This window comes from uncultured Pseudomonas sp. (assembly GCF_913777995.1).
Taxonomy (GTDB): Bacteria; Pseudomonadota; Gammaproteobacteria; order Pseudomonadales; family Pseudomonadaceae; genus Aquipseudomonas.
In genome coordinates this window covers 20,252-32,015 of the sequence record NZ_CAJYVE010000018.1, presented here as the reverse complement: position 1 = coordinate 32,015, position 11,764 = coordinate 20,252, and the positions used below count along the sequence as shown (strand labels likewise).

Sequence of the window (11,764 nt, the reverse complement as noted above, 5' to 3'; positions counted from 1 at the left end):
GCATGCCGAATGTCGTGTTGCGGTCGAGATAATGAGCTTTGCCGAGGGGTGTCAACACGGCGGGAGGCGGGTTGGCGGCGTTTCTGGAAAATCAGAAACGTCCTACAAAGGCGCGGTAGGGCTTATGCCTGGCACGGTCTCGACTGGCTGACCCTGGCCGGTAACCGCGAGAAGCGCGGCGCCGGTTGGCGCCGCCGAAGATCAGAAGCGGCTGCGTTCCAGGAACTGCCGGGTGCGTTCCTGCTGCGGGTTGGCGAACACCGCCTTGGCCTCGCCCTGTTCGACGATCACGCCCTTGTCGATGAAGATCACCCGATTGGCGACATCGCGGGCGAAGCTCATTTCATGGGTGACGATGACCATGGTGCGCTGTTCTTCGGCCAGCGCCCGGATGGTGTTGAGCACTTCGCCGACCAGCTCCGGGTCCAGCGCCGAGGTCGGTTCGTCGAAGAGGATCACCTGTGGTTCCATGGCCAGCGCCCGGGCGATTGCCACCCGTTGTTGCTGGCCGCCGGACAGGCGGCGCGGGTAGGCATCTTCCTTGCCCGCCAGGCCGACCTTGGCCAGCAGCTGGCGGGCCAGGGCGATGGCTTTCTCGCGGGCGACCTTCTTGACCACCACCGGGCCTTCGATGACGTTCTCCAGCGCGGTGCGGTGCGGGAACAGGTTGAAGTTCTGGAACACGAAGCCGACCTGCTGGCGCAATTGGCGGATCAACCCCTGCTGCTGGCTCATCGGCCGGTTGGCGTCGATGTGGATATCGCCGACCTGCAGGCTGCCGCCGGAAGGCTCTTCGAGCAGGTTCAGGCAGCGCAGCAGGGTGGTCTTGCCCGAGCCGCTGGGGCCGATGATCGCCACCACTTCGCCGGTTTCGATGCGCAGGTCGATGCCCTTGAGCACCGTCTGGCCCTTGAAGGCCTTGGTCAGGCCCTTGATTTCGATCATGCGTCAGGACTCCAGGTCATGGCGGTTGACCCGGGCTTCCAGGCGGTTCTGCAGGTGCGACAGCAGGGTCGCCAGCACCCAGTAGATCAGCGCCGCAGCCAGGTACATGGTGAAGATCTCGAAGGTCCGCGCGGTGATCAGCTGCGCCTGGCGGAACAGCTCCGGCACCTGGATGGTGGCGGCCAGTGCGGTGTCCTTGACCAGCGAGATGAAACTGTTGCCCAGCGGCGGCAGGGCGGTGCGCGCGGCCTGTGGCAGGATGGCGCGGCGCAGGGTCTGCCAGCGGGTCATGCCGATGCTGGCGGCGGCCTCCCATTGCCCGCGTTCCACCGCACCGATGGCGGCACGCAGAATTTCGCAGGCGTAGGCGGCCATGTTCAGAGAAAAACCGATCAGCGCCGCCGGCAGCGGGTCAAGCTCCAGACCCAGTTGCGGCAGGCCGTAGTAGATCATGAACAGCTGCACCAGCAGCGGCGTGCCGCGGAAGAACGACACGTATAGGCGGGCCAGCCAGCTCACCGGCTTGATCAGCGACAGGCGCATCAGGGCCAGGGCGAAGCCCAGGATCAGCCCGAAGAACATGCCGCCCAGGCTGAGTACGACCGTGTAGTACGCGCCCTTGAGCAGAAAGGGCGCGGACTCGATCGCGAGATTGAGGCTCTCTTCGATCATTTCGTGACGTCAGCCCCGAAGTACTTCTCCGAGAGCTTGGCCAGGGTGCCGTCGGCGCGCAGCTTGGCCAATGCGTCATCGACCGCCTTGAGCAGCTCGGGCTCGCCCTTGCGCAGTGCCACGCCGGACTCCTGGCGAGAGAAGGGTTCGCCGGTCACCGCCAGGGAGTCCTTGGTTTTCTTCACCAGCTCCAGGGCGGCCAGGCGGTCGACCAGAATCGCGTCGATACGGCCTACGCGCAGGTCCTGGTACTTGGTCGGATCGTCGTCATAGGTCTTGACCACGGCGGCCGGAACATTGGCCTTCAGCCACTGCTCGTAGTTGGTGCCCAGGCCGACGCCGACCTTCTTGCCGGCCAGGTCTTGCGCGGTCTTGATGCTGCCGGCGTCCTGCTTGCGGGTCAGGGCCTGGATGCCGGAGACGGTGTAGGGGGTCGAGAAGTCGTATTTCTTCTTGCGCTCTTCGGAGATGGTCACCTGGTTGACCACCACGTCGAGGCGCTTGGACTCCAGTGCCGCGAGAATGCCGTCCCATTTGGTCGGCTGGATCTTCGCCTTCACGCCCAGTTCCTTGGCCAGGGCTTCGGACAGCTCGACCTCGAAGCCGGTGAGCTTGCCGTTTTCATCCACGAAGCTGAACGGTGGATAAGTGCCTTCCAGGCCCACGTTCAGGGTGCCGCTGTCCTTGATTTTCTGCAGTTGCTCGCCGGCCATGGCCTGCCCGGCCAGGCCGGTGCCCAGTGCCAGAGTCAGTGCAGAGAGAAGCAGGGTACGACGAATAGCGGAGATGTTCATGCAAGCCCCTTGTGTTGGTGCGGTAGCGGACAGGAATCAGACCGCGCCCCGCCTGGCGAAGTGCCGTAGATGCGGGAGTCTACAGGCACTGGCGCAGTGGAGCACGTCTGCTGGAGCGGCACTATAGGAGACGTGCCTTATTGTTAAAAATATTAAATTCCGAGCTTTATATGCGTTTTTGCTCTATCTGGCGGGCACGCCGCGCTTAGCCGCTGAACGCCTGCGAATAAGCGAACAGCGCCGGGGCGCCACCGGTGTGCAGGAACAGAATCGGCCCCTCGTCGAAGCGCTGCCGACCGATGCCATCGAGCAGCCCGGCCATGGCCTTGCCGGTGTACACCGGGTCGAGCAGCAGGCCTTCCTGGCTGGCCACCAGCTTGATCGCCGCCAGGGTGCCGGCATTCGGCTCGCCATAGCGCGGCGCGTAGTACTCGTCCCAGAGGTGCACCTTGAAACGTTCCGGCAGCGCCATGCCCAGCAGCTCGGCGGTGCGTTCGGCCAGGCCTTGTACCTTGGGCAGTTGCGCTTCTTCACTGCGCGACACGGTGACGCCGATCACCGGCAGCTCGGGCAACTGGTCGGCCAGGGCCAGCGCCAGGCCGCTGTGAGTACCGGCACTGCCGGAGGCGGTGACCACGGCGGCGAAGGTTTCGCCGCTGGCGGTGATCTGCTCGGCCAGCTCCAGGCCGGCGCGTACATAGCCCAGCGCACCCACCGGGCTGGAGCCGCCAATCGGCACCAGGTAGGGCTTCTTGCCGCTGGCGTGCAGGCGCACGGCCAGGGCCTGCAACTGTTCGTCGGCGTTATCCAGGCTTTCGACCAGCTCGACGCGGGCATCGAACAGGTCAAGCAGCAGACGGTTGCCGTTGTGCAGGTAGTTGGGGTCTTCGCTGGCGATGGGGTTTTCCAGCAGGGCCACGCAGCCCAGGCCCAGGCGCGCGGCAAGGGCGGCGGTCTGGCGGACGTGGTTGGACTGGATGGCGCCGGCGGTGATCAGCGTATCGGCACCCTGGGCCAGGGCGTCGGCGGCCAGGTATTCGAGCTTGCGCACCTTGTTGCCGCCCAGCGCCAGTGTGGTGGTGTCATCGCGCTTGATGTAGATGTCGCGGCCGACCCAGGCGGAGAGGCGTTCGAGCTTTTCCAGCGGGGTAGGGGCGCCGATCAGGTCCAGACGGTTGAAACGGTCGAGCTGTTTCTTGAGCATGGGGTCGAAGGTATCCCTATAAACATTCGGTGGACTATAGGCAGACGCTTCCTGCACGGCAACCGATCTAGTCTTATGCCTCTGACGGCGTTTTCCTACCGAAATTGGTATTTTTTCAGGCCGATCATTTGCCGTAGAGTGGGCGCCGAGGCGGCTGCGGCGGTGCCGTCCGCGTCCTTGACCAGCAGGAGAGTCCAGCGTGAGCGATATTCCAAAGGGTTCGGCCGAGGGCCGCACCAGCCACTGGCAGTTGCAACGTATCGTCGGCCAGCTGCGCGAGGCGCGGGACGATTGGCGCACCCGCAACCGGCGGGTCAGTGGTGAACACGGCGGCCGCGAGCTGCCGTCGCGCGATGCCATGGGCGAGATCCTCGAAGCCCTGGCCGGTGCGCTGTTCCCCATGCGGCTGGGCCCGGTGGACCTGCGCGAGGAAAGCGAAGACTTCTACGTCGGCCACACCCTGGACGTCGCCCTCAACGCCCTGCTGGCGCAGGCGCGCCTGGAGATGCGCTACGTCGCCCACCAGCAAGGCGCGAGCATCGAAGGTGTGGACCAGAAGGCCCTGGAACTGATCCAGGATTTCGCCAGCGCCCTGCCGGGCATCCGCCGCCTGCTGGACACCGATGTACTGGCCGCCTACCAGGGCGACCCGGCGGCGCGTAACGTCGACGAAGTGCTGCTGTGCTACCCCGGCATCCTGGCGGTCATCCACCACCGTCTGGCCCACCACCTGTACCGCGCCGGTCTGCCACTGCTGGCGCGTATCAGCGCAGAGATCGCGCATTCCGCCACCGGTATCGACATTCACCCTGGCGCGCAGATCGGCCCGAGCTTCTTCATCGACCATGGCACCGGCGTGGTGATCGGCGAAACCGCGATCATCGGCGAGCGGGTGCGCATCTACCAGGCGGTGACCCTGGGCGCCAAGCGCTTCCCGGCCGACGAGGACGGCAACCTGCACAAGGGCCACGCGCGCCACCCGATCGTCGAAGACGACGTGGTGATCTACGCCGGCGCCACCATTCTGGGGCGCATCACCATCGGCCAGGGCTCGACCATCGGCGGCAACGTGTGGCTGACCCGCAGCGTGCCGGCGGGCAGCAATCTGACCCAGGCCAACCTGCTGCAGCACGACGACGGCACCCAGAAGTAACGCTGATCCGCGTAGGAGCGGCTTCAGCCGCGAAGTCCTCATGTTCACTGCAAATGCAGTGAACTTGCGGCCCATTCGCGGCTGAGGCCGCGCCTATCGGCTGGCCGCAAAAGCCGCTGCAGCGCTGCGCGCCGGGGTTACGGAACGTTTCACTGTTCGCTTGCGTCCTACTGGTGATCCGGGCAATTCCTACCACCTCGATTGGTCATTTCCGGCCTTATCGTGTTTAAATTGAACGTTCAATCAAATTTGAACGGTGGTTCGCTGCCCGCTCACAACAGGAGGCCAACCCTTGCACTATCCATGTTTCGTCGCCGTTTCACGGACCCTGGAGGCGCATCCCGCATGAACGTCGCCACCTCTTCCTCGACCAGCCCGGTGCGCATGAATGGCCCGGTGTTCTATTTTGCCGCGACCTTCATTCTGCTCTTCGGCATCATCGTCATCAGCTTCCCCGAAGCTGCCGGCCAGTGGCTGCTGGCCGCACAGAACTGGGCCGCCAACACGGTCGGCTGGTACTACATGCTGGCCATGACGCTGTATCTGGTCTTCGTGGTGGTCACCGCCTTGTCCGGCTATGGCCGGATCAAACTCGGTGCCGACCACGACGAGCCCGAATTCAGCTACCTGTCCTGGGCCGGCATGCTGTTCGCTGCCGGTATCAGCATCACGCTGTTCTTCTTCTGCGTCTCTGAACCGCTGACCCACCTGATGCAGCCGCCGCAAGGCGAGGCCGGTACCGCCGATGCGGCGCGCCAGGCCATGCAGCTGCTGTTCCTGCACTGGGGCCTGCATGGCTGGGGCGTGTTCGCCTTCGTCGGCATGGCCCTGGCCTACTTCGCCTACCGCCATAACCTGCCGCTGGCACTGCGCTCGGCGCTGTATCCGCTGATCGGCAAGCGCATCAACGGCCCGATCGGCTATGCAGTCGATGGCTTCGGCATCATCGCCACCATCTTCGGCCTGGGGGCCGACATGGGCTTTGGCGTACTGCACCTGAACTCCGGCCTCGACTACCTGTTCGGGGTCGCCCACACCCACTGGGTGCAGGTCACCCTGATCGTGCTGATGATGGGCGCGGCAATCGTTGTGGCGGTGTCTGGCGTGGAGAAGGGCGTGCGGGTCATGTCCGACATCAACATGCTGCTGGCCTGTGCGCTGCTGCTGTTCGTGCTGTTCGCCGGACCCACCCAGCACCTGCTCAATACGCTGGTGCAGAACATCGGTGACTACCTGGGTGCGCTGACCACCAAGAGCTTCGATGTGTATGCCTACAAGCAGCAGGCCGACGGCTGGCTGGGCGGCTGGACCGTGTTCTATTGGGCCTGGTGGATCGCCTGGGCGCCGTTCGTGGGCCTGTTCATTGCGCGTATCTCGCGTGGCCGCACCATCCGTGAATTCGTCTTCGGTGTGCTGTTCATTCCGCTGGGCTTCACCCTGGCGTGGATGTCGATCTTCGGCAACAGCGCCATCGAGCAGGTGCTGGCGCACGGCATGAGCGCACTGGGCCAGTCGGCCATCGACGACCCGTCCATGACCCTCTACCTGCTGCTGGAAACCTACCCGTGGAGCAAGGTGGTCATCGGTGTAACGGTGTTCATCAGCTTCGTGTTCTTCGTCACCTCGGCAGACTCCGGCACCGTGGTGCTGTCCACCCTGTCGGCCAAGGGCGGCAGCGCCGACGAGGACGGCCCGAAATGGCTGCGGGTGTTCTGGGGCGCAGCCACCGCGCTGGTGACCAGCGGCCTGCTGTTCTCCGGCAGCATCGACGCGCTGAAGTCGGCGGTGGTGCTGACCTCGCTGCCGTTCTCGCTGATCCTGCTGACCATGATGTGGGGGCTGCACAAGGCCTTCTACATGGAGTCGCAGCGTCAGCTGGCGCAGCTGTACTCCCTGGCCCCGGCCTCCGGCGCACGTCGTGGCGGCTGGCGCCAGCGTCTGAGCCAGGCGGTGCATTACCCCTCGCGTGACGAGGTGTACCGGTTCCTCGACCAGACCGTGCGCCCGGCCATCGACGAGGTGACCGCCGTATTCGTCGAGAAGGGCCTGAGCGTGACGAAGCCGGACGATCCCGCACCGGATTCGGTGAGCCTGGAAATCGGCCACGGCGAAGAGCGGCCGTTCATCTACCAGGTGCGCATGAAGGGCTACTTCACCCCGTCGTTCGCCTTGAGTGGCATGGGCTCGCGGCACCTGAACAACCGCCGCTACTACCGCGCCGAGGTGCACCTGAGCGAAGGCAGCCAGGACTACGACCTGGTGGGCTACACCCGCGAACAGGTCATCAACGACGTGCTCGACCAGTACGAGCGGCATATGCAGTTCCTGCATCTGGTGCGCTAGTCACGTCATCGACAGCGCTGCATCTCGCCGATGCAGCGCCGTTCAGCTCGGCTCCCGACGTCGATCTTCCCGGGGGCAGCGGGTAAACCGCGCCCGGTAGCGGCGGGTGAAATACGACGGTGACTCGAACCCGCAGGCAATACTCACCTCCAGCACGCTCATGTCGCTCTGGCGCAGCAGCTTGCGGGCTTTTTCCAGGCGCAGGCCCAGGTAGAAGTTGCTGGGCGTGTCGTTCAGGTGCAGGCGGAACAGGCGCTCCAGCTGGCGCCGGGTGACCTTGATGCTTTCCGCGAGGGCCAGGGTGCTCAAGGGCGGCTCGGTGTGTTGTTCCATCTCGCCGATCACCTGCACCAGCTTGCGGTTGTTGATGCCGTAGCGGGTGGCGATCTGCATGCGCTGGTGGTCCTGGCGCGGACGAATGCGGCTGATCACGAACTGTTCGGACACCTGAATCGCCAGCTCCGGGCCATGGGCCTGAGCGATCAGGTCGAGCATCAGGTCGATGCAGGCCGTACCGCCGGCACAGGTGATGCGTCGGCGGTCGATCTCGAACAGCTCCTGGGTCACGGTGAGCTGTGGATAAGACTCCTTGAAGGCGTCGATGGCTTCCCAGTGCAGGGTCAGGCGATGGTCACCGAGCAGTCCGGCTTCGGCCAGCAGGCAGGCCCCGGTGTCGATGGCGCCAAGGGTCACGCCTTCATGGTCCAGGCGCCGCAGCCAGTGCATCAGTGCCGGAGTGGCGAACTGCAGCGGCTCGAAGCCGGCCACCACCAGCAAGGTGGCGCCTTTTTTCAGTGGCTCCAGGGCGGCGTCGGCGTTCACCGACAGGCCGTTACTCGCCACCACCGCGCCGCCGTCGCTGCTCAGCACGTGCCAGCGGTACAGCTCACCACGAAAGCGGTTGGCCACCCGCAGCGGTTCCACCGCGCAGGTGAAGCCCATGGCCGAGAACCCCGGCATCAGCAGAAAGTAGAAATCCCGAGACATGGTGGCGCTCTGGCAGGGTGGGCGGCATGGCGCTGTGATACTCCCGTTCAGGGGCAGATTCAAGAGGCCAGGTCGACGCAGTGCAAGAGTGCGTCGCCGCCGTGCGTGTTGGCAGCCCCCCAGGAACGTAACGTGGTGCCACGGTGCACAAAGACACCGGTCCCCACAATAGTGACCTGCCGAGGGATCCACCATGAATCCACTGATCAGCCGCTGCGTGCTTGCACTCGGTGCCAGCGCCATCCTCAGCACCCCTGTCATGGCCGCCGATGCCGCTGCCTGCCAGAACGTGCGCATGGGTGTAGTGAACTGGACCGATGTCATCGCCACCAGTGCCATTACCCAGGTCCTGCTCGATGGCCTCGGCTACCAGACCAAGCAGACCAGTGCCTCGCAGCAGATCATCTTCGCCGGCATCCGTGACCAGCGCCTGGACCTGTTCCTGGGCTACTGGAATCCGCTGATGACCCAGACCATCACGCCGTTCGTGGAGGCCGGGCAGGTCAAGGTGCTGGACAAGCCCAGCCTGGAAGACGCCCGTGCGACCCTTGCCGTGCCCACCTACCTGGCCGACAAGGGCCTGAAGACCTTCGCCGACATTGCCAAATTCGAAAAAGAGCTGGGCGGCAAGATCTATGGCATCGAGCCGGGTTCGGGGGCCAATGCGCAGATCAAGGCGATGATCGCCAAGAACCAGTTCGGCCTGGGCAAGTTCCAGCTGGTGGAGTCCAGCGAAGTCGGCATGCTCGCCGCTGTGGAGCGCTCGGTACGCCGCAAGGAGGCGGTGGTGTTCTTCGGCTGGGCGCCGCACCCGATGAACGTCAACATCGCCATGACCTACCTCTCAGGCAGTGATGACGCCCTGGGCCCGAACGAGGGCAAGGCCAGCGTGTGGACGGTGACCGCGCCCGACTATGCCCAGCAATGTCCCAACGTGCACAGGCTGCTGAGCAACCTGACCTTCAGCGTCGCCGACGAGAGCCAGATGATGCAGCCGCTGCTGGACCACAAGGACCCCCTGGAGTCGGCCCGGCAGTGGCTCAAGGATCACCCGCAGGACCAGGCTCGCTGGCTGCAGGGTGTGACCACCTTCGACGGCAGGCCCGCCGCCCAGAACCTGCAACTCAGCGACCGATAAGCCCCGTTTTCATCAGCCCTTCGCAGCCTTGAGCGGCTGCGAAAGGCACCCTCACGCCTGTAAGGAACCGCCACATGAACAACGACGTCATCATCACCTGCGCACTCACCGGTGCTGGCGACACCACCGCCAAGAGTCCGCATGTACCGGTCACCCCCAAACAGATCGCCGCCGCCGCCGTGGAAGCCGCCAAGGCCGGCGCCACCGTGGTGCATTGCCATGTGCGTGACCCACAGACCGGCAAGTTCAGCCGCGACGTGGCGCTGTACCGCGAAGTGATGGAGCGCATCCGCGAGTCCGGCGTCGACATCATCGTCAACCTCACTGCCGGGATGGGCGGCGACCTCGAGATCGGCGAGGGCGAAGCGCCGATGGCGTTCGGCCCTGGCACCGACCTGGTCGGCCCGCTGACCCGCCTGGCGCATGTCGAAGAACTGCTGCCGGAAATCTGCACCCTGGATTGCGGCACGCTGAACTTTGGCGACGGCAACAGCATTTACGTGTCGACCCCGGCGCAGCTGCGTGCCGGGGCCAAACGCATCCAGGAGCTGGGCGTCAAGGCCGAGCTGGAAATCTTCGACACCGGCCACTTGTGGTTCGCCAAGCAGATGATCAAGGAAGGCCTGCTCGACAACCCGCTGTTTCAGCTGTGCCTGGGCATCCCGTGGGGCGCGCCGGCCGACACCACCACCATGAAAGCCATGGTCGACAACCTGCCCAGCGACGCGGTGTGGGCTGGCTTTGGCATCGGTCGCATGCAAATGCCGATGGCGGCTCAGGCGGTGCTGCTGGGCGGCAACGTGCGGGTCGGCCTGGAAGACAACCTGTGGCTGGAAAAAGGCGTGCTGGCCACCAATGGCCAGCTGGTGGAGCGCGCCGTTGAAATCATCAGCCGTCTGGGCGCCAGGGTTCTGACCCCGGCGCAAGGGCGCCTCAAGATGGGCCTGACCCCACGTGGCTGACCCCACCGATCAACGACCCCCAAAGGAACGTCGCCATGAGCTTCATCACTGAGATCCAAACCTTCGCGGCCCTGGGCTGCGGCGTCATCGGCAGCGGCTGGGTGTCGCGGGCCTTGGCTAACGGCCTGGATGTGGTCGCCTGGGACCCGGCACCGGGTGCCGAGGCAGCGCTGCGCAAGCGCGTGGCCAACGCCTGGAGCGCCCTGGAAAAACAGGGCCTGGCTCCCGGCGCCTCGCAACAGCGCCTGCGCTTTGTCGCCACCATCGAAGAGTGCGTGGAAAACGCCGACTTCATCCAGGAAAGCGCGCCGGAGCGCCTGGAACTGAAACTGCAGCTGCACAGCACGATCAGCGCGGCGGCCAAGCCTGAGGCGCTGATCGGTTCGAGCACCTCCGGGCTGTTGCCCAGCGAGTTCTACCAGCGGGCGACCCACCCGCAGCGCTGCGTGGTCGGCCACCCGTTCAACCCGGTGTACCTGCTGCCGCTGGTGGAAGTGGTGGGCGGCGAGCACACCGCCCCCGCAGCGATCGAGGCGGCGATCAAGGTGTATGAAGCGCTGGGCATGCGCGCACTGCATGTGCGCAAGGAAGTCCCGGGATTCATCGCCGACCGCCTGCTGGAGGCGCTGTGGCGTGAGGCGTTGCACCTGGTCAACGATGGTGTGGCGACCACCGGTGAAATCGACGACGCGATTCGTTTTGGCGCCGGCTTGCGCTGGTCGTTCATGGGCACCTTCCTGACCTACACCCTGGCCGGTGGCGATGCCGGCATGCGCCACTTCATGGCGCAGTTCGGCCCGGCCTTGCAGTTGCCCTGGACCTACCTGCCGGCCCCGGCGCTGACCGACAGGCTGATCGACGACGTGGTCGAAGGCACCCGTGAACAGCTGGGCAGCCACAGTATTGCTGCCCTGGAGCGCTATCGCGACGATTGCCTGCTGGCGGTGATGGACGCTGTGAAGGCCACCAAGGCCCAGCATGGCATGAGCTTCAACGAGTAACCCCTGGGCGCCTTTCCGAACGAGTATTGCACCATGCCTGCACTGACCACCTACCGCACCGAGATATCGCCCGACTGGGTCGATTACAACGGCCATCTGCGCGACGCGTTCTACCTGTTGATCTTCAGTTATGCCACCGATGCGCTGATGGACACCCTGGGCCTGGACAGCGCAAACCGCGACGCCAGCGGTCACTCGCTGTTCACCCTTGAACTGCACCTCAACTACCTGCACGAAGTGAAGCTCGGCGCCGAGGTCGAGGTGCACACCCAGCTGATCGGCTACGACGCCAAGCGCCTGCACCTGTTCCACAGCCTGCACAGGGTGGGGGACGCGACGCTGCTGGCCGGTAATGAGCAGATGCTGCTGCACGTCGACCTGGCCGGCCCGCGTTCAGCGCCGTTTACCGAAGCCACGCGGCAACGGCTGGCTGCGCTCAGCGCCGAGCAGGCCGAACTGCCGAGGCCTGAGCTGCTCGGCCGGGTCATCGGCCTGCCGTAGGTTTTGTACGAAAAGTGCCTGCGCTCGGCCATGCTGCGTTAAAAACAGGCTCGGAATGCTCATT

The 11,764-nt window shown here is 64.9% G+C and carries 11 protein-coding genes; 6 read left to right on the top strand and 5 right to left on the bottom strand.

Going from position 1 to position 11,764, the window contains the following annotated elements:
• Positions 1-201: 201 nt before the first annotated feature.
• The 4 genes from tcyN to QZ497_RS07630 form a co-directional block, all read right to left on the bottom strand.
• Positions 202-945 (bottom strand): L-cystine ABC transporter ATP-binding protein TcyN, encoded by a 744-nt coding sequence (gene tcyN / locus QZ497_RS07645; protein ID WP_295472789.1) that lies wholly within the window; start codon positions 943-945, stop codon positions 202-204.
• A 3-nt stretch (positions 946-948) separates the two neighbouring features.
• Positions 949-1,617 carry a cystine ABC transporter permease gene (tcyL, locus tag QZ497_RS07640; protein ID WP_295472787.1) on the bottom strand — a complete coding sequence of 223 codons (669 nt, stop codon included), beginning with the start codon at positions 1,615-1,617 and terminating at the stop codon, positions 949-951.
• Positions 1,614-2,411: a cystine ABC transporter substrate-binding protein gene (tcyJ, locus tag QZ497_RS07635; RefSeq protein ID WP_295472785.1), complete on the bottom strand. Its 798-nt coding sequence runs from the start codon at positions 2,409-2,411 to the stop codon at positions 1,614-1,616. Before tcyJ ends, tcyL begins: the two co-directional genes overlap by 4 nt.
• Before the next feature lie 205 nt (positions 2,412-2,616).
• Positions 2,617-3,615 carry a D-cysteine desulfhydrase gene (locus QZ497_RS07630; protein WP_295472783.1) on the bottom strand — a complete coding sequence of 333 codons (999 nt, stop codon included), beginning with the start codon at positions 3,613-3,615 and terminating at the stop codon, positions 2,617-2,619.
• Positions 3,616-3,814: 199 nt separating this feature from the next.
• Between QZ497_RS07630 and epsC the strand changes: the two genes are divergently transcribed.
• Together epsC and betT are read left to right on the top strand one after the other, a co-directional pair.
• Positions 3,815-4,768, top strand: coding sequence for a serine O-acetyltransferase EpsC (gene epsC / locus QZ497_RS07625; RefSeq protein WP_295472781.1), 954 nt, complete (start codon positions 3,815-3,817; stop codon positions 4,766-4,768).
• Between the two features lie 384 nt (positions 4,769-5,152).
• On the top strand, positions 5,153-7,111 hold the full coding sequence (gene betT / locus QZ497_RS07620; RefSeq protein ID WP_295472859.1) for a choline transporter BetT: 1,959 nt from the start codon (positions 5,153-5,155) through the stop codon (positions 7,109-7,111).
• Positions 7,112-7,153: 42 nt separating this feature from the next.
• Here betT and QZ497_RS07615 read toward each other — a convergent pair whose 3' ends face one another.
• The gene (locus tag QZ497_RS07615) at positions 7,154-8,098 is read right to left on the bottom strand and encodes a GlxA family transcriptional regulator (RefSeq protein WP_295472780.1); all 945 of its coding nucleotides are present in this window, start codon (positions 8,096-8,098) and stop codon (positions 7,154-7,156) included.
• Between the two features lie 193 nt (positions 8,099-8,291).
• Between QZ497_RS07615 and QZ497_RS07610 the strand changes: the two genes are divergently transcribed.
• The 4 genes from QZ497_RS07610 (at position 8,292) to QZ497_RS07595 (ending at position 11,700) form a co-directional block, all read left to right on the top strand.
• Positions 8,292-9,236 carry a choline ABC transporter substrate-binding protein gene (locus tag QZ497_RS07610; protein WP_295472779.1) on the top strand — a complete coding sequence of 315 codons (945 nt, stop codon included), beginning with the start codon at positions 8,292-8,294 and terminating at the stop codon, positions 9,234-9,236.
• Positions 9,237-9,310: 74 nt separating this feature from the next.
• On the top strand, positions 9,311-10,198 hold the full coding sequence (locus QZ497_RS07605; RefSeq protein WP_295472778.1) for a 3-keto-5-aminohexanoate cleavage protein: 888 nt from the start codon (positions 9,311-9,313) through the stop codon (positions 10,196-10,198).
• Between the two features lie 35 nt (positions 10,199-10,233).
• Entirely contained in the window at positions 10,234-11,199 is a 966-nt protein-coding gene (locus QZ497_RS07600; RefSeq protein WP_295472777.1) for an L-carnitine dehydrogenase, read from the top strand.
• A 33-nt stretch (positions 11,200-11,232) separates the two neighbouring features.
• Complete coding sequence (locus tag QZ497_RS07595; RefSeq protein WP_295472775.1) at positions 11,233-11,700, top strand: thioesterase family protein; 468 nt, start codon at positions 11,233-11,235, stop codon at positions 11,698-11,700.
• Positions 11,701-11,764 lie beyond the last annotated feature (64 nt).